Source organism: Nocardia sp. Tas62D01 (genome assembly GCF_055232035.1).
The window spans coordinates 4,791,427-4,809,933 of sequence record NZ_JBUYUZ010000001.1; the positions used below are offsets into that span (position 1 = coordinate 4,791,427).

Consider the following 18,507-nt stretch of genomic DNA (forward strand, 5'->3'; position numbering starts at 1 on the left):
GCTACCCGGACGATTTCGGGCCGCTCACCAGCGACGAACGCTACGGCGACGAACAGTTCTGGCTGGCCGAGGCGCCCGACGACGGCCTGCGCGAGGTACAGGCCGACCTGCGCCGCGCGGGCCTGCCGATCGAGGAACCGCGGCCACCGCAACTGTCCGCGGCACCCATGAGCACGAGCTCGCGTCCATCGGCCGATCCCGATGGTCCAGTCGCACCCGCTGATCCCGACGTCCTGGCCGGGCCTGATGCCGATGGGTCGGCGTCGCCTGCTGATCTTGGTGGGTCGGCAGGGCTTGCTGGTCGCGACGGGTTGGTCGGGTCTGCCGACTCCGATGGGCCGGCCGCGCCCGCCGATCCAGCGGACCGCGCCCCGCGCCCCGAACCCATCGACCGGACCCGCGACCGGCTGGCGCACCGCTTCGGCCTCGACGAGGCCGATCTGTCGCCGGAGAACCTCGGCGCCACCATCGCCGACCTGCGCTACCGAAACCTGTTGCGAGCGGGCATGGTCGAGGCGCTGGCCGCGGCGACCGAGCGGGCCCGCGACACGCGCCACCCCGACCTGCGCGCACAGGTGACGGCGACCCGCGACACCTGGGCGCGGCGGCTCCGCATCGATCCCGCGGACCTGGACCGCGATCCGGACGCGACGTTGGCCGAGGCCCGCGCCGCGGTGCGCCGCGACGCGGAAGCCATCGCCGACCTCGCCGACGCCGTCCAAGCGGCGCGCGGGCAGACCGATCGCGGCACCCAGCCGCCCGAGCCGGGCGAAACCCGCCGGTACACCCTCGAGGTCGATGACGAGCGGGTGCCCGCGCGGCTGGTCGCCGACGACAACGACGGCTGGCGGATCGAGGTACCCGAACGTCTCGACTCGCCCGAGCCGGCAGACACCAACACGCCCGCACCGCGGGAACCGGCGCGTCCGACGTCGCGGCTGCGCCGCCTGTGGGAGGCGCTGACGGCCGGATTCGTCGGACAGAACCCGAAGTATCCGTCCGGCTCCGGCGTCGACAGCGCGGGCCAGTCGCTGCTCGGCCACGAAGCGGGGCTGTCTCTCACCAAGCACTACGATCCGACACCCGCGCCTGGCGACGAATACGACGTGCTGCAGACCAAGTTCAGCCCGGTCCGCATCCTCAAGGAAACCGTCACCATGTGGCGCAAGCGGGAACTCATCCCGCTGCTGAAGCGCCTGACCTCCCGGGTCGACAGCCGGGCCGCCGAGTACGACCCATCAACCACCCGCGACGGCGAGGAGTACCGGTACTGGCTGGAGGAGGCCGATCCGGAGCTGGTGCGCAGGGAACTCGGGGCCGAACCCGAGGAGCTGAAGCGACAGGCCGAGGCCGAGGACGCCGCCCGTGCGATCGCGGGGCCGGAGACCAGGCCGGAGCTGCCCGAAGGCGAGACGCCCGACGCCACGGCGGACCCGTCCCAGCGGCCTGGTGAAGAGCTGCCCGCCAGCACCGGTGAGCTCGCGGACTGGCTGCACGAGCTGTCCGATGCATCGGCCCGCCACCAGGAACTGGCCGACGCCCTGGCGGCCGCGGCCGACACCCTCGGTGTGGACCTAGGCGAGCCGAACGCGCAGAACGTCCGCCGGGCCATCGATCTGCTGCGGTACCAGCAGGCTCGCCGGATCGGCGCGCTCACCGGACTCGCCGAGGCGTGCCGCCGGCACAACGCCGAACACGAGCGGATCCCGTACAGCGACGAGGTCAGCTTCTTCGACGCCGACCCGATGAACCGGTTCCTGGGTGAGGTCGTGCGCGCCTTCGGCGGCAATCCCACCCTGCTGGACTGGGAAGGCGTCAACAACGGCGGCGAGCCGGGCCGCGATTGGGGCGACCTCTACGACACCGACCAGCCGGGGCAGGACCAGGGTCTGCGCGTGTTCTTCGAGAACGCGCTGCGCCGCGACCAGATCAAGGACGAGCGCTCCGTGTGGGCGCAGCTGCTGGGCGTCGATCTGCACGCGCTCGACGCGAATCAGCTGGCGGACGCGCTCGCCGAGGAGATGGACCGAATCCGCGAGCACACCCGCGGGCTCACCGGCTTCCTCGCCGACGCCGAAGAGTTCTTGCTGGCCGATGCCGAGGCGGACGAGCTCACCGGACTGATCGGCGATATGGCCGGGCGGGAGTGGGTGCTCGCGCAGGGCGGTGCGATGCTCGAGGACGGCACCGGGCTCGGCCTGGTGCCCGGTGAGCCCGGTGGGCCGATGCGGTTGGTGGTCGTCGACGGCAGGCTCGACCACGACCGGGTCATCGCCGACGCGCTCGCGGCCCACCCCGATCTCGCCGAGGCCGTCAACGAGGGCATTGTCGAGGTCCACTATCTGGTCACCGACGTGCAGCCGGGGCGTCCGCTCCCCTACGGTGGTTTCGCTCCGGAACGGATCGCGATCGTCGACGCCGGAGCAATAGAGGTGCGTCACTTCGCCGGTGAGGTCGAGGGACGCAGGCTGGACGTGACCGTGGTGAACGACGGCGACGGCTGGCGCGTCGTGCCGGACGCTCCCGCGGACCCCGACGCGCTCCCCGCCGCGGACGAGGCACCAGAACCGTTGTCGCGGGCGGAAATCAGCGCCGCCGTCGATGAGCTGGCCGAGCGCCTCGGCATCACCGAAGCGGAGCTGGATTCCCCCGACCTGCTCGCCGAGCGGCTCGCGGTGCTGCGCGACGAGAACGCGATTCGCGCGGGCCAGATCGAGGCGATCATCGACTACGCGCGCACCGCCTGGGACATCGACACCTATCACCAGGTCGGCGACGCGCGAAATCTTCTGGCGCACCGGCTCGGCCTGGACCCCGCGGATATGACGCCGCAGCGTCTCGCCGAGACGATCGCGGACCCGGATACTCGCAACGCCCTGCGCCAGCAGCGGGCCGAGGCGCTGGTCAAGTACGCGAAGCTGTTGCGCGGTATAAACCCGGACGCGATCGGTGCCGCCAACGACCGGCTGATCCGGCGCCTCGATGCCATGCCGGGAACGGTGCGGATCACCGGCATCGCGCAGCTGGGCGAGGTGATCGCCAACCTGTCGCAGCGGCCGAACCTGCACCCGAACCTGGTCGGCGCGCTCACCGACTACGCCGACGCTCTCGCCGCGGTCGATGTGTTCGACCCGCGCGCACACGGCGATCAGGCGATCGATCCCCGCGTGTCGGATGTCGAATTCCCGATGCACGACAAGGCCGTTCGGCATCTGCTGGATGTCATCGGCGACGTCGCCCACCTTACCGGCGCCCCCGGCCGCCTCGGCATGCTCGACGGCAACACCGACATCCCGCCCGGCCCGGACCGCGGGGCCAGCCGCGACTTCGCGCGCCTGGTCGGCGTGGACCTGACCGACGCGAGCCCCGAACGGTGGGCCGAGGTCTACGAGGTCTACCGCGACGGCAAGCTCGACCAGGACGAGCGACTGACCCCCGCACAGCTCGCCGAGGTGCAGGCTGAGCTGCGCGCCGAGATCGTCCAGCGTGCCGAGGACATCGCAGCCCTCACAGACCTCGTCCAGCGCCGCCCGCCTTCCGGGGAGGAGTCCCCGCAGCAGCAGCGGGACGCCGAGGCGGATGCGCTGCGGCGGAACAACGAGATCGAGCGTTTGGAGCGGGAGAAGGCCGACGCACTGCGCGCCAGGGACGAGGCCGAGGAGCAGCTGCGGCAGGCGCGGGATCAGGGCGAGGCGGAGGACGCTTTCGAGCGGCAGCGCCATGCCGTGCGCGACGCGGCCGAGCTGGATCGGCAGCTCGCCGATCAGCTCAGGGAAGACGCGTTGCTCGAAGCGGGTGCGGATCCGGTCGCCGAGGTGCCCCAGGTGGGCATTGTCCCGGGGGAGCCGCGGCAGGTGGTGGTGCGCGGCGAGTCGGCGGACCCGACCACGCTGATCGATCGGGCTGTCGCACAGCACCCGGAGCTCGCCGATTTGGTCGGGCCGGACCGCGACAACGTCATCGTCTTCCGCCTCGTCCCCGGGGAAGACGGTCGCATGCGGGTGCACCGGATCGACCCGCCGGACGTGCCCGCGCCTCGTCCAGAACTCGACGCGCCGAGCGATGGTGGCGGCGCGAAGAAGCCGCCTGCGCCCGAGCCCGCCGAGGATGGCGGAGCGAATAAGCCGCCGAGCGCGGGACCTCGCCCGGACAGCGGGTCGCGTGCTGGCGATGTGAGGGCTGAGGAGGCGCTGGAGGATTCGGCCGCCCAGCCTGCGGCCGACGGCGAGGGTGGCGGTGGCGGGAAGAGGCCCCCGCAACCGCTGACGGCGCCGATGGTTGGCGATCTTGGTGACGACGGCGGTTCCGACGGCGGTCACCGTCCGCCGGAGGGTGGATCGACCGATGAGCCGAGTGAATCAGGTTCGGACGCCTCGGCTCTCGCGCGCGCGGTGGCTCGGGTCGAGGCTGCGCCGATGCCGGGGGAAACAATCAGGTTCGAGGTGCTCAGCGAGGGTGCGCTGCTGATGGCCGAGCGGGTCGAGCTGATTACCCTCGAGGACACGCAGGTGATCCGCAAGACGCTCAGTAATGTTCGGCACGCCGACGCGGAGGTGCTTGCGGCGTCGGTTGGTCGCGCTGTCGGCGCCAATGTGCCGCATATTGTGCGGGTCAGCGACAATGTGATCTATATGCAGGTCATGCCGGGCGATTGGGCTAGCGCGCTGCATCCTGGCGCGTGGAGCCCGCAGCAGACCGGGTTGACCGACACGCCGGGCGGCGTTCGCCTCGGATTGCTGGACGTGCTGATCCGCATGCCGGACCGTGGCATGACGAACTGGCTGGTCACTCCGGAAGGACTGATCAGTGGTATCGATCACAGCCTCGCGTTCGGCGGCGGAAAGCGTCCGGACGCCGAGACCAGCAGTGGGTTCGCCTATCACTTCTTCGAGCGTGGTCCTGACGGCGGGCTGCACTGGCGTCAGCACGACCTGAGCGCGGCCGAGCTGGCCGGGATCCGCCGCCGGGTCGAGGCGCTGGAACCGGCGTTCGCGGATCATCCCGACTGGCATCAGTCCGTCCTCGACCGGTTGACGAAGATCGAGCAGAACGTGCGGCCGGATAGTGATCCGCCCCCGCCGGGCGGTCCGTCCGGCGGGCCCGAGATCCGGGCCCTCGCTGAGGTCGCCGCGCGCTACGACGCGCCGGAGGCGGTCGAAAAGGACGCATACGAGCCGCCGGAAGGTCAGGCGCGCCCGGAGGGTGAGCAGTCGAAACCTGTCGCCGAAGATCCGAGGTCGGCAGCGGAGCAGCCGCAGTCGGAGACTTCGCGGCCGCGGTCGGAGAGTGAGGCCGGGATCGATCGTTTGGAGGCGGCGATGGCTGCTGGGTTGCGTACTCGTTTTGCTGCCGAGGATCTGCCGCAGCCCTATCGCGGTGAAGTCGATCGTTTGGAGGCGGCGATGGCTGCTGCGTTGCGGGACGCGGACGATGCTGAGGCGCAGGTGCAGCGGGCGGGGGCTCAGAGTGAGGCCGAGGCCGCCTACGACCGGCAGCAGGATGCGTTGCGGGTGGTGGCGCGGGTTGATGACCGGCTGGCCGAGGAGTTGGCTGCGGGTGTCTTGCTGGTGGTTGGTGGTGAGCCGGTGGTGGGGGTGGATCGGGTCGGTGTGCTGGCTGGGCCGCCGCGGCAGTTGGCTGTGGTGGTGCGGGGGGAGGGGGCGGATCCGTCCGGGTTGGTGGATCGGGTGATTGCGCTGGTGCCGGAGCTGGCCGCTGTGGCGGGTCCGGGCCGGGAGAATGTGGTTGTTTTCCGGGTGGTTGCGGGTGTGGATGGTCGGTGGGTGGTGCGGCGGGATGTTCCGCCGGATGCGCCGCCGGTGTTGTCGCGTCCGGAGCCGGATGAGCCGGGTTCGGGTGGCGGGGCTAGGCGTCTCGCGCCTTCGACTCCCCCGGAATCGGGCGCGGCGCAACCCGCACCGAGTAAGCCGCGGCCGGATTCTGCGGAACCGGTTGTGCCCGAAGCAGTTTCACCGAAGGCGGATGCTATCGAAGCAGGCACGTCGAAACCGGATGTGCGCGAGGCGGGTTCACCGGATGCTGTCGAGGCCGATCCGGTGCGGCAGCTCGCCGACGCCGTGACACGGCGGGACGAGTTGCAGACACGGCTGCGGCGCTTGGGTGCGCAGCTGGTGTACCCCTTGCCGGACGGCGCGTTCGGAGCCGACCGCATCGAAGTGACGATTCGTTCGCTGTCGATGATCGCGATGCTTCCGGGCGATTTGCGCCGCTTCGACGAGATCGTCGAACTCGCACTGCAATTACTTGCCGCGCAGGCGCGGGTGCGCGAGCTCGGTGGTGATCTGGCGGAGGCCGGGCCGCTGCCGGAACAAGGTGGTGTTGCGCAACCGGATGTTGAGAGCACACCGGAGCGACGGGCCGGTTCCGCGCAGTCGCCACAGCAGGGCGGGGTTCCGTATCCGGGTGATGTGAAAGTTGCTCCGCGGAATGAGGATTCGCAGCCACAGCAGGGCGATCCGGGTTCGCAGGCCGGGGACTCGGGTGGTGCGAAGAAGCCGCCGACACCCGCGGACCTTGGTGACCCCGGCGACAACCGCGCTCCCGATAGCCGCTCGAACCGCGACGATGATTCGGACCCGCCCGAGGACCCTTCGGCTTCGGCTCCGGTGGGTCCCCGTCGGATGCCGCCGAATTGGGCGTTGCGCTCGCACATTCCGCATCCACCGAAGGACTACGAGTTCGAGATGCCGGGTCCGTTCTACAACGAGGTGGAGCCGTGGCCTGTCCCGATGCCGCAGCCTCCGAAGCCGCCGCAGCCTCCGGTGCCGCCGAAGCCTCCGCTGCCTCCGAAGCCGCCGCAGCCTCCGGTGCCGCCGCGGCCTCCGCTGCCTCCGTACCCGCCGCAGCCTCCGGTGCCTCCGAAGCCTCCGCTGCCTCCGTACCCGCCGCAGCCTCCGGTGCCTCCGCTGCCTCCGAAGCCGCCGCAGCCTCCGGTGCCGCCGCGGCCTCCGCTGCCCCCGTACCCGCCGCAGCCGCCGACGCCTCCGGGCCCACCCACACCTCCGGAACCGCCGACGCCTCCGCAGCCGCCGACGCCTCCGGGCCCGCCCACACCTGGCCAGCCGACGACGCCATACCCGCCGGTGCCTCCAGGACCACTGCCCCCGTACCCGTCGACGCCGCCTCCGGGATCGCCCGTACCGCCGTACCCGCCGACGCCACCGGGATGGCCGGGTCGCCCGTACGGCCCGAACTATCCGGACGGCACGGTCCCGCCGATGCCGCCGGGTATGCCCATGCCCCCGATCCCGCCCGGCATGCCGATGCCGCCACCGGCGGGCGGCGGCCGACGGACGGACCGTCGCGGCCCGCACGGAAACGGGCATCGCGGCCAGGATTCCGGACAGAGTCTCTTCGTCCGCCCGTTCGCCGGCTTCGGTGTGCCCGCCGAGTTCGACCCGATGACCGGCGCGCTGCGTGCCAATCCGTCCGAAGCGGGCACGCACAGCGGCGTCTACGGTGAACTCGGTGGGGTCTCGGTGGTGTTCTACCGACACGGCGGCAGGCTCGCCCTGCGTGTCGGTGATCGCACGGTCGATCTCGACGGGCCCATCAGCGTCGAATGGGGCACCGTCGGGTGGCGGACCACCCGGTTCACGGTGGTCATCGGCGGTGTCGTCTTCTGCGAGCTGACCTATCGATCGGTGCCGGAGGAGATGGACATCGGTTCGCTGGTCCGAGCCGTGGTCGCCGACCCCGTCCGCCGCAGCGAGATCTTCGCCGGATGACCGGAAACCGACGAAGTGAAAAGGTAAGAATCAACGCGAGGAGGAAATGATGCGTGTCGACTATCCGACCGATGACGAACTGCGGGAGAACTTCGACGAGATGCTCCGCTCCGTGCTGACCGGCGGTGGCATCCGCACGGAGACCGGCCTCGACATGAAGACCGAAGACGCGCTGTGGGCGATCGCCCGCGCGTATCCCGACGTGTCGGACGCGCAGGTCGACGCTGCCCGCGCGGCCTTCGCCGGCCAGCTCGACGGCTCCAACGCCCGGGAGCGCAAGGAGGCGCTGGCCCGCAAGATCGAGGAAATCAACCGTCGTCGGTCGGCCCGGTGACCCCTGCGACGGGCACGCGGGCCGGCAGCAGCCCGACCTCGACCACGGCGACAACTGGTGGGTCGAATGGCCATGGCCGATCTCCACGGCGCGGTATCGGGAGCTGGCGTCGATGGTCGTCACTGGATTGCGCGATGGCTTCCGGTTCGCACCGGCGGACCTGCACTACCGAGCGTGGAACGCGAACGCGGACAACCGCCGGCTGGAACTACCGTTGCTCGGTATCGATCCGCCGGCCTGACGCAAACGGATGCCCGGTTATCCCACGGCGGGCGCCATGGACAGGACCTAGGGTGAGCTCATGAGCGAATGGCGCGCGTTGACCGATAGTGACATCGTCGACCTGGCCACCAGCCTGCGGTCTCTCGACGGCTCCCAACCGATGGACGCGCTACCGCGGCTGGCGGAGGTGTTCGGCTGGACAGTGCTGACCGCCGATCCGGACTCGGCGATGCTGGACGCCGGGTTCGGGCTGGCCAGCGGTACGATTCACGGTCGCGAGGGCCTGATCGTCGACATCCAGCTGCGCGTCACCGACTTCGCCTCGGATGACGCGGAGGGGCGGGCACGGTCGAGGGACACATTCGCCACGATGGCCGCGGCGTTGTCCGGCGCCCTCGGTGAACCGACCGCCCGGATTCCCGGCGCCACCGCTGAAATCCGTTGGGCGGGTCCGGAACGAACCCTGGTGCTGCAGGATCTGGGTCGCTCGGTGCAGCTGTCCCTGGTGGCCAATTACTGGCTCGAGCTGCACGATCAGGCCATCGAGCTAGAGGAACAGGAACAGAGTTGACCGGGTGGGGAGACTTCGCCGGGGGTCTGGCCGCGGAACTCGCCGCGCTGCGGTCTGGTTCCATCGTCAAGCTGGTCGAGTCCGAGACGGGACCGCGGCGGCGATATGCCCAATTCCTCCAGCTCGATGACGCCCTCTCGGCCGAGTTGGTCGACGACGAATGGCTCGACCCCGCCTTGCGTGCCGGCGCCGCGGGCCGCGCGCTGATCGCCGATTCGGGTTGGCGGGAACGCGATGCGAGCCACCACAACTGGTGGACCGAGCTGCCCTGGCCGAGTCCCTCGGCGGGTTACCGGCGGCTGGCCGACATGGTCGTCACCGGGTTACGCGACGGGTTCGGCATCGATGACCCCACCGCGCTGGCCTATGCCGCGTGGAATGAACGTTTGGAAAATCGCAAGCTGGACCTGCCGCTGCTCGGCCTACGGCAGGAGCCCTGACGCGCGCCGCGCACGAACCGGCGCTGTGCCAGGATGGACGACGAACAGAGCTCAGGCATCGTGGCGTGTGCACCGGCTCCGATGCGGTAGATGAGGGGATTTCCGCGACGTGACCAGACCAGGCGGCGAGACATCCGACGACAAGCCCCGTGACGCGTCGGCTCCGGATCACGACGATTCCACCGAGACTCGCGTGACGCCGCCCGCCGGCGAGGCGCGGTCGGCCGAGGCGGTCGCCGCCGGTCCGGCCGACCGCCCGGCGGAAGACGCCGGGTCCGGGGAGGAGGAGCCCGATGTGGGCTTCACCCTGTCCCCAGCGGCGCCGGTGGAGGATGTCGCCGAACAAGCCAAGGCACTCATGCACCAGGTCGCCCGCGAGCTGGGTGCCGGCGGTCCGCCGGGCTGGCAGCGGGTGGACGCGGTATTCGCGCTGACGGTGGCCGCGGAGGTGGCGCTGGCCGTCTACTCCGACGATCAGGAGCGCGTCGTGCGGGTGAACCCCGATCCCGAGATCATGGCGCTGGTCCGGGAGCATCGGCAGCTTGCGGCCGGGCTCGGCGACGGGCCTTGGTGGCGTTTACTTTTCACGCTGACCAGTGCCGGCCAGATCGAGGTCGACTACGACTACGGCGACGAGCCGTTCCCGGACGATCAGCTGTTTCCGCCCGAGGTCTACCTCGCGGATCTGGCGGCGTTTCCCCGGGATTCGCTGCCCGTGTGGCTCGGCGCCTACGTCGGTCACGGCGACCGTCAGTTGCGGCCGCCGCAGGTAGCCGCGGCGCAGGCGCGGGCGGATCGGGAGGCGGGTGTGCGCGCCCTGCCGTCCGGGGACGATCTGCCCTCGTTCCCGCTGATGGCCGCCCGTTGGGCGGTGCTCGCCGCAGCGTTCGTCGCGGCCGAATCACAGTGGGGCCCACGCCTGCTGCCCTCCCTGAGCTGGTTCGAGGGCGCCAAACGCAGCGGCTGCTCGCTGTACGCGCTGCCCGGCGGGCGGGCTGTGCTCTCGGGCGGGGTGTGGAATGCGCCGGAACTGGCGGCGGCCTACAACGACGGCATCCGGTTGCCCGACCTGTATGCGGGCGCGCCGGAGTGGGTGGCGAGTCAGGTGTTGAACCACCGCGCCGCCAGCGGGCTGCTGTCGTTCTGTTATTGGTGGGAGAACGGACGGTGGTACTGCGGTGAGTCACCGGGGCCGGACCGTTTCGTCGAAGCGGTGCCGGGCGTTTGGACATCGGACACCGTCGTGGACATCGTGAGCGGCCTGCTCGGTGACGACTCGACCGCGCAGCGACGCGCCGCCGTCGGCGCCCTGGTGTCCGCGGCCGAGGTGGGCGTCGTCACGCGGGACACCCTCACGGGTGTCTTCGACGACGACATATTCGATGTCGACGGTGCATTCTTCCAGCTCACTATGGCCGGGGTGACCACGGCGGCGCCGGAGCCGATGTTGCGGGAGGACGCGATCGCCCGGGTCGGGCGGTTCATCATCGACAGTGGCGCGGACACCTCGAACTATCCATTGGAGGATTTGCACGCCGATCGGATCAGCGTGGGCTGGATGGTGTACGTTCCGGTCGAACCCGGCGAGATCGCGATCGGCCGGGCGATTTTCTACATCGCCGATGACGGTGTGCTGGAACGGTCTTCGTCCTCGGTGGCGCCGTCGGTCTACATTGCCGAGTTCGAGCGGCGGTTCCAGGACCGGCACGGTTCGGTGGGCGCGTCCTAGCATCGTGTGTCTGGTGAAGCCGCCCGAACTGGTGCGTCACGGTCACTGAGGGTGACCTACGACACCGTTCGGGCGTGATCTCAGGTGTGCTCCGAACCGGCAGCTTCAGCGCTGGAACTTGCGGGTGTTGTTGTGCCGCGATGGTTCGCGGTGGTCCGCAGGTTGGTCAGGCTGCTTGACATGCGCTCACCGGCGACTTCGAAAGTGTTGGCGTCAAGGATTTCTCAACATGGCCGCCCGACATCGTCGGTGTGATCACGGTCTCGTACTCAGTGCGCTGTCAAGCTTCCAACAGCAGCGTGACCGGTCCGTCGTTGACCAGTTCGACGTGCATATGCGCGCCGAACCGGCCGGTCGCGACGGTGGCGCCGAGTTCGCGCAGCGCTTGTACGAACGCCTCGGCTTCGTCGCCGCGACCGGCACGCAGTTCGGGATCGACGCCGCCAAGAACGGCTGGGGCGATGCGTGGAACAACCTGAAGAACACCCAGGTCGATTGGCCGATGTTCACCGCTGGCGCCTGGAACGGCGCAATGTCCGGCTTGAACAACGTTGGGGCGCAGCATGCTTGGGGAAGCATGCGACCGGATCTGTTCAGCCGACCCGGTTTCGGGGCCCACTTCGACGACGCCTTCAACACCTCGGGCAGCGGGGGTTCGAATTCGAGTGACGGTATCCGCGTCGGCCTTCGGCCAGATGGCGCCGGACTGCCCGCCGGTGCCGGGGAAGATACCGGTGCTCGGCAGACCGGCGCGGACACAGCCAACGGCCGGGATGCGGGCGAGGCCACCGGATCAGGCGATAGTCGGGGATCGGGTGACGGAGACGGCAGGGGATCGGGCGATGCCGGAAGTCGATCGAGTGACGCGGCGACCAGTGATACGGACCGGGCGGCTGGGGATTCGACACCGGCCACCCGTTCTGATGGCGAAGGTCAAACCCGGACCAGCGACGGCAGCACGCGGCCAGTCGACGAGGGCCGTCGAGTACCGACCGCGTTGCGGCGCAGACCGATTCGGGAGATGCCGCGTCCCAGCGAGCAGGCGTGGCACCGCAGGCGGATGCCGTGCACGGGGCTGGTTCCGACGGTCGAATAGACGCGACATCCACTGGCAGCGACCCGGTTTCGGTGCACAACGGCGATAGCGGGCTGGCCACCAACGCGCCCACCCATGCATCGCCTGCCACCAACCCGGGCTCTTCTCCCGTGCATCCGGCATCGACCAACCCCACGACGGGTGGCGAAAAACTTCTCGGCCAGGTCGGCAAGATCCCGGACAGATGTGGCGCGTTGGCGACCCCGTCACGGAGGGCCGTCTGCCCGCGGCCGTCATCACCCGAGCCGACGGGTACTTGGGGTGGTCTCCCGGGATCATGACTGGGCTGGCCCGCAGTTCTGGCTTGTTGTGCGTGGTTACGTGTTGTGGCACAGTCGATCGCGCAGAAAAGACGAGGTCCGACGGCACGACTAGGGTGATCGCATAACGGAATGGCGCGCGCTGACCGACGACGAGATTGTCGAGTTGGCTACCCGGCTGCGGTCATTGGCGTGGCCCTCGCCGCTGGATGACGTACCGCAGTTGGCGGCGGGCTCGGCTGGAAGGTCATCACGACGCGGTCGGAGTGGGTCATCCTCGATACCGGATTCGGTTTGAGCAGCGGAAAGGTACAGGCCAGGGACGGCATGGCCATGGAGCTAATGGTCCGCGTCACCGATTTCGTGGCCGAGGACGCGGCGGGCCGAGCTCGGGTGCTCGACCAGTTCGTCAGGATGACCACCGCGCTGACCGGTGGGATCGGTGCACCGACCGCCCGCATTCCGGGTGAGTCTCCCGAGATCCGTTGGGCAGGTGCGCAAGCGTCCCTCGTACTCAGAGACCTGGAAGTCTCGGTGCAGTTGGCGCTCGTCGCCAACTCGTGGCTCGCCGTCCACGACGAGGCCGTCGATTTGCAGGAAAAGGGGCTGATTTGACCGGGTGGGAGCAGTTCGCCGAGGGCCTGGCGCAGCATCTGGCCACACTGCCCACGGGCGCGGTAGTGAAAATCATCGAGTCCGATGAGACGGCCGAAGTCCCGAGGTATGCGCAGTTCCTCCAGTCCGATACCAAGCTGTTCGCCGAAGTGGTCGGGGACGAGTGGCTCGATCCGGCCTAGGGCGCGGGCGAGGCGGGGGAACGCCATCCCGGCGAGCGACCTGGTGACGAGACGACCGCTGCCCAAGCGGCTTTCATGAAGCAGTTCCTGGTCCCATCCGACGGCACGACTAGGGTGATCGCATGACGGAATGGCGCGCGCTGACCGATGATGAGATTGTCGAGCTGGCCAATCAGCTGCGATCACTGAAGTGGCCCGTGCGGCTGGATGGCGTACCGCAGTTGGCGGCGAACTTCGGCTGGGAGATTGTCACGACGCGGTCGGAGTGGGTCATGCTCGATACCGGATTCGGTATGGGCAGCGGAACGATTGAGGTCGAGGACGGCCTGACCACGGAGCTCATGGTCCAGGTCACTGATTTCGTGGCCGAGGATGCGGCGGGGCGAGCCAAGGTGCTCGACACGTTTGTCCGGATGACCACTGCGCTGACCGACGGGCTCGGTGCGCCGACCGCCCGGATTCCGGGTGCGTCCGCCGAGATCCGTTGGGCAGGTGCGGAAGCGACCCTCGTGCTCCGCGACCTGGCAGTCTCGGTGCAGTTGGCGCTCATCGGCAACGCGTCGCTTGCCGTCCACGACGAGGCCGTCGATTTGCAGGAAAAGGGGCTGATTTGACCGGGTGGGAGCAGTTCGCCGAAGGGTTGGCCCGGCATCTGGCGGAGCTGCCCTCGGGCGCGGTGGTGAAGATCGTCGAGTCCGATGAGTCGGCCGAGGTGCCAAGGTATGCGCAGTTCCTCCAGTCCGATGACAAGCTGTTCGCCGAAGTCGTCGGTGATGAATGGCTCGACGAGGATCTGGGCGCTGGTACAGCGGGGGGTCGACTGCTTGCCGACGCGGGCTGGCACCAGCCCGATGAAGACCACAGTGGCAACTGGTGGCACGATTCGGCCTGGCCGATCGACTCGGCGGGCTACCGCCAACTCGCATCGATGGTGGTGACCGGACTGCGCGACGCGTTCAGGATCTCCGACCCCTCGGCGTTCCACTACGAGGCATGGAATGGCAATGCGGGTAACCGCAAGCTCGATTTGCCGCTACTCGGCCTGCCATCATTGGACTGACGGGCCCCACTCGTCGAGCTGCCCGCTGTGCCAGGATGGACGCGTGCGGTCTTCCCCGTTCGGGTCGGCCGTCGTTCGGTGTGTAGAGTCGCCGTTCGGGTGTGCACATGAGGAGATTTCCGCGACGTGACCAGTCCAGACGACCAGGCTCCGGACAGCAGGCCCCGCGACGACCAGGCTCCGGATCACGATCATCCCGGCGAGCGACATGGTGACGAGACGACCGCTGCCCAAACGGCTTTCATGAAGCAGTTCCTGTCATCGCTCGATGAACAAGAGGGCATGGCCGAACCCGGCGAGCCGGTTGACCGCGAACCCGCCGACGGCGGCGCTGACGACCAGGAGCCCGATGTCGGCTTCACCCTCGCTGGAGCCGTTGCCGGCCCGCCGCCGGTCGAGGATCCGGCCAAGCGTGCGACGGCGATCAGCCATCAGATCGCCAGGGAGTTGGCGGGTGACGTCCGGAAGGCTGGCAGCGGTTGGAGGCGGTCTTCGCGATAACCGTCGACGCCGAGGTGGCGCTGGCCGTTTTCACCGACGACGAGGACCGGATGGCGCGGGCCTATCCGACGGAGGAGGTGCTGGCGCTGGTCCGTCAGCATCGGCAGGTGTCGGCGCAGCTCAGTGACGGACCGTGGTGGCGTTACCTCATCACGCTCACCAGCACGGGTCAGGTCGAAGTCGATTACGACTACGGCGATGAACCGTTCCCGGAGGAACAACTGTTCGCGCCCGAGATCTATCGCGCGGACCTGGAGGTATATCCGCGAGACGTGCTGCCCGTGTGGCTGGCGGCCTACATCGGGCACGGCGATCGGCAGTCGCGGACGCCGCAGCAGGCCGCGGCCCAGGCGCGGGCGGATCGGGACGCGGGCCGGCGCGGGGTCTTGTCGGTGTCGGACTTTCCGGCGTTCCCGCTGCTGTCGGCCCGCTGGGCGGTGATCGCCGCGGCCTTCGTCGCGGCCGGATCGCCGCTTGGGCCGCGAGTCCTGCCCGCGCTGAGCTGGTTCGAAGGTGCCAAGCGCAGCGGCTCCACGCTGTACTCGTTGCCGGGCGGCCGGGCCGTGCTGTCGGGTGGGGTGTGGAACGCACCGGAATTGAACGCGGTCTACAACCGCGGCGTGCCGATGCCCGCCTTGTACGCGGGCGCACCGGAGTGGGTGGCCAATCCGGTGCTGAACTCGCGTGCGGCCAGTGGCCTGCTGTCGTTCTGCTATTGGTGGGAAGGCGGCAACTGGTATCGCGGTATGTCGCCGGACTCCGACGAGCTCAGCGCCGCGGTGCCCGGCATGTGGTCACCCGAGTCCGTGATCGGCATCGTGGCCGGCCTGATCGCGGAGTCACCGAGCGAGCGCCAGCGACAAGCCGTCGCCAATCTGGTGTCCGCCGCGGAGATCAGTGTCGTCACCCGCTCCACCCTTGTCGACGTCTTCGGCGACGACGGCACCTTCGATATCGATAGTGCCCTCTACCAGCTCACCATGGCCGGTGTGACGATGACGGTGCCGGAGCCGATGCCGCAGGAGGACGCGATCGCCCGGGTGCGTCAGTTCATCCTGGACAGCGACATCGACACATCCCGGTATCCGTTGGATGGCCTGCGTGCGGATCGGATCAGCATTGGGTGGATGGTGTACGTGCCGACCGCGCCGGGCGAGATAGCGATCGGCAGGGCGCTGTTTTATATCGCTGACGATGGTGTGCTGGAACAGTCGTCGTCCTCGGTGGCACCATCGCTGTACATCGCCGAGTTCGAGCAGCGGTTCCAGCGGCGACACGGACAGGTAGACGTCTGATCGCGGCGGATGGAGACTGATCGGTGGACCCGGATCAGGGCTCCGGCGTTGTCGGTCGGTGAGGTTGTGACCTGCGTCGATGTGACGTGAATTCGTTGGTGCTTCTTGGGGTTTCGTGGGCGGGCACGGATGACTGTGTGACGATCAAGTTTCCACACCAGTCCGTCATCGGGAGTCGTCCGTGCCCGCTGTTGCAGTATCTCCGGTTCCGCCGCTTTCCGAAACCCTGGATCACTGGAAGGTAGCCGGTGATGTCGGCATGGTGGGTTCCGGGCTGATGGAAGTGCTTGCCTCGGTGCCTGATCCGCGGGATCGTCGCGGTAGGCGGTATCCGCTGGCGGCACTGATGGCGATCGTGATCTTGGCGGTCGCGGCCGGATGCGCGGCTACGCCGGATTCGCGACGTGGGTACGGACCGCACCACCGGAACTGATGGCCCGGTTGGGAATCGAGCGGGTGGGGTGTCCGAGTGAGAAGACGTTCCGGCGGGTGCTCCTCGGGCCTGGACGCCGCCGATCTGGATCGCCGGTGGGGGCGTATTTCACCGGTCTGGCGATCACCGCCGCAGAACCGGATTCGGGGCTGGTGGCGGTGTCGCTGGACAGGAAAACACTCAAAGGCGCACGCAAAGCTGGGTCGGTGGTCTCGCATCTGGTGTCGATATTCGCCCACCGCACCCGCCTGGGCCTAGGGCAACTCGACGTCACCGAGAAGTCCAACGAAATACCTTGTGTGCGAATGCTTCTCAGGAAGCTCCTGAGGATCCGGCTGATGGCCGTCGTCGATGCGATGCACACCCAGGTCGCCACCGCGAAACTGATCTGGCGCACCCTGAAATCGCATTATGTGATGGTCGCGAAGTCCAACCAGCCTGGTGTCCTGGCCCGAATCAAGGCTCTGCCCTGGACACAGGTCCCGGTTGCGGCCACCGACGACGACCGCGGCCACGGCCGCATCGAACGACGCAGCTTCCAGATCGTGGCCGCCCCGAAGGGAATCGGGTTCCCCTACGCCAAGCAAGTTGTCCGCGTCACCCGCGAACGACACATTATCTCCAGCGGCAAGTCCAGCACCGAAACCGTCTACGCGGTCGTCAGCCTTCCGTTCGAACAGGCCTGCCCTGCCGACATTGCGACATGGCTGCGATCGCATTGGGGCATCGAAAATTCCGTCCACTACGTCAGGGATGTCACCTACGACGAGGATCGCTCAACAGTAGCCGCCGGCACCGGTCCCAAGTCATGGCGTCGATCAGGTAACACTGCCCTCAACCTCTACCGCCTCGACGGCTCGATCAACATCGCCGAAGCCTGCCGCGAAACCGTCCTCAGCCCCACCCGCGGCAGCTACCTCATCAACCCGAAAACCCCCAGATCAGTGAGCATTTAGACGAGAACGCCGGAGCCCTGGAACCCGGATGCCCCCAGTCGTGGGGTGTTCTGTTGGAGTGGTCCGCCAGCACTGTTGGTGTTACGGTTTATTGACTGACAGCGGAGCCTGGGTGAACTGATCATGAACTCCGCCAATGAATTCAGGATCGAGCCGGGGGGTTGGCTTCCCTCGCACTGCAGGAAAGGGTGCATTGTGGCGGAGAAATTCGAGGTCGATCCAGACGATTTTCGTAAGGCTGCGGGTAAGACGTCCCACGTCGGCGACCGGATCAGCGACGTGGTGACCAACTTGACGTCGGCGATCGCCGGTCGCGGTGCCCCATGGGGTGACGACAAGATGGGCAGCCAGTTCGCGAACGGCCCGGGCGGCAACGACGGGTACCTGTCCTCGAAGAAGAACCTCACCGAGGGCACCACCGGTATGGCGGGCACGTTCCACGACGTGGCCAAAGGTCAGCGCACGGTGGCTGACCAGTTGGCGCACGACCTGGAACAGCGCAATCGCGAAAGCTTCGAAAAGTGAGTAAGGGCCGGTAGCCGTGGCACACGATTTTTCTCGGGGAGACGTCGCCGACCTGATGGAAGGGGTGCAGTCGCAACTCAAGTCGATCGCGCGACTGCAACAACAGCGCATTGCGCTGATGGGTAAGGCAACGGTGCGCGGTGGCCGGGTGACCGTCGTGGTGAACGCGGATGGTGCCGTCATCGAGACCAAGTTCGGTCGAGGCGTCGAGGATCTGGAATACGCGGAATTGGCGCGCGCCGTCACGCAGGCGGCGCAAGAGGCCACCGCGGACGTGCGACGCCAATCGCAGGAGTTGCTTGCGCCGTTCCAGCAGGAGCGGGCGCGATTGCCGAAACTGTCGGATCTGGTCGAGGGAATGCCGGACCTGAGCAGCCAGATTCCCGCGCAGACGCACGCTCCACTGAGTAAACCCGACTCGTTGGAGCGGGCTACCGCTGCCGAAACCGACAGCGCCGCCATGACATTCGACAACGTCGAGCCGCTCGACAATGTGAAGTCCCGGGAGCGTGGGGTCACCGATTCCGGTTGGTGATCTAG

General features: G+C 68.3%; 14 protein-coding genes and 2 pseudogenes (1 of these 16 only partly in view). 15 read left to right on the plus strand and 1 reads right to left on the minus strand.

The window, feature by feature from the left end; translation table 11 throughout:
• From ACV7NQ_RS22570 to ACV7NQ_RS22595, 6 genes are all read left to right on the plus strand, one after another.
• Positions 1-7,748, plus strand: the 3' portion of a protein-coding gene (locus ACV7NQ_RS22570) for a WXG100-like domain-containing protein (RefSeq protein ID WP_463361468.1). It extends 26,152 nt beyond the left edge of the window; the window shows 7,748 of its 33,900 coding nt (coding positions 26,153-33,900); its start codon lies off the left edge, out of view; its stop codon occupies positions 7,746-7,748.
• Positions 7,749-7,797: 49 nt separating this feature from the next.
• On the plus strand, positions 7,798-8,082 hold the full coding sequence (locus ACV7NQ_RS22575; RefSeq protein ID WP_463361469.1) for a hypothetical protein: 285 nt from the start codon (positions 7,798-7,800) through the stop codon (positions 8,080-8,082).
• Positions 7,973-8,323 (plus strand): TY-Chap domain-containing protein, encoded by a 351-nt coding sequence (locus ACV7NQ_RS22580; RefSeq protein ID WP_463365775.1) that lies wholly within the window; start codon positions 7,973-7,975, stop codon positions 8,321-8,323. Before ACV7NQ_RS22575 ends, ACV7NQ_RS22580 begins: the two co-directional genes overlap by 110 nt.
• A 60-nt stretch (positions 8,324-8,383) precedes the next feature.
• Positions 8,384-8,875 (plus strand): DUF6301 family protein, encoded by a 492-nt coding sequence (locus ACV7NQ_RS22585; protein WP_463361470.1) that lies wholly within the window; start codon positions 8,384-8,386, stop codon positions 8,873-8,875.
• A complete protein-coding gene (locus ACV7NQ_RS22590) occupies positions 8,872-9,315 on the plus strand; it encodes a TY-Chap domain-containing protein (RefSeq protein ID WP_463361471.1) in 444 nt (147 codons plus the stop codon). Before ACV7NQ_RS22585 ends, ACV7NQ_RS22590 begins: the two co-directional genes overlap by 4 nt.
• A gap of 109 nt (positions 9,316-9,424) precedes the next feature.
• A complete protein-coding gene (locus ACV7NQ_RS22595; RefSeq protein WP_463361472.1) occupies positions 9,425-11,044 on the plus strand; it encodes a hypothetical protein in 1,620 nt (539 codons plus the stop codon).
• Positions 11,045-11,324: 280 nt separating this feature from the next.
• Here ACV7NQ_RS22595 and ACV7NQ_RS22600 read toward each other — a convergent pair.
• Positions 11,325-11,444: pseudogene (locus ACV7NQ_RS22600) on the minus strand (D-aminoacyl-tRNA deacylase); the annotation flags it as partial.
• Between the two features lie 1,229 nt (positions 11,445-12,673).
• Here ACV7NQ_RS22600 and ACV7NQ_RS22605 point away from each other — a divergent pair.
• The 9 genes and pseudogenes from ACV7NQ_RS22605 to ACV7NQ_RS22645 all read left to right on the plus strand — a co-directional run bounded on the left by ACV7NQ_RS22605 (position 12,674) and on the right by ACV7NQ_RS22645 (position 18,502).
• Positions 12,674-13,015, plus strand: a complete 342-nt coding sequence (locus ACV7NQ_RS22605; RefSeq protein WP_463365776.1) for a DUF6301 family protein — start codon at positions 12,674-12,676, stop codon at positions 13,013-13,015.
• A complete protein-coding gene (locus ACV7NQ_RS22610) occupies positions 13,012-13,197 on the plus strand; it encodes a TY-Chap domain-containing protein (RefSeq protein ID WP_463361473.1) in 186 nt (61 codons plus the stop codon). The genes ACV7NQ_RS22605 and ACV7NQ_RS22610 overlap by 4 nt, the downstream gene beginning before the upstream one ends.
• Before the next feature lie 122 nt (positions 13,198-13,319).
• Positions 13,320-13,811, plus strand: coding sequence for a DUF6301 family protein (locus ACV7NQ_RS22615; RefSeq protein ID WP_463361474.1), 492 nt, complete (start codon positions 13,320-13,322; stop codon positions 13,809-13,811).
• Positions 13,808-14,257, plus strand: coding sequence for a TY-Chap domain-containing protein (locus ACV7NQ_RS22620; RefSeq protein ID WP_463361475.1), 450 nt, complete (start codon positions 13,808-13,810; stop codon positions 14,255-14,257). The genes ACV7NQ_RS22615 and ACV7NQ_RS22620 overlap by 4 nt, the downstream gene beginning before the upstream one ends.
• Positions 14,258-14,383: 126 nt before the next feature.
• Positions 14,384-14,758, plus strand: coding sequence for a hypothetical protein (locus ACV7NQ_RS22625; RefSeq protein WP_463361476.1), 375 nt, complete (start codon positions 14,384-14,386; stop codon positions 14,756-14,758).
• Complete coding sequence (locus ACV7NQ_RS22630; protein WP_463361477.1) at positions 14,737-16,053, plus strand: hypothetical protein; 1,317 nt, start codon at positions 14,737-14,739, stop codon at positions 16,051-16,053. Before ACV7NQ_RS22625 ends, ACV7NQ_RS22630 begins: the two co-directional genes overlap by 22 nt.
• 181 nt (positions 16,054-16,234) lie before the next feature.
• A pseudogene (locus tag ACV7NQ_RS22635) lies at positions 16,235-17,442 on the plus strand (ISAs1 family transposase).
• Between the two features lie 195 nt (positions 17,443-17,637).
• Positions 17,638-17,967 carry a hypothetical protein gene (locus ACV7NQ_RS22640; protein WP_463361478.1) on the plus strand — a complete coding sequence of 110 codons (330 nt, stop codon included), beginning with the start codon at positions 17,638-17,640 and terminating at the stop codon, positions 17,965-17,967.
• Positions 17,968-18,022: 55 nt separating this feature from the next.
• Positions 18,023-18,502, plus strand: coding sequence for a YbaB/EbfC family nucleoid-associated protein (locus ACV7NQ_RS22645; RefSeq protein WP_463365777.1), 480 nt, complete (start codon positions 18,023-18,025; stop codon positions 18,500-18,502).
• The last annotated feature ends 5 nt before the right edge of the window (positions 18,503-18,507 follow it).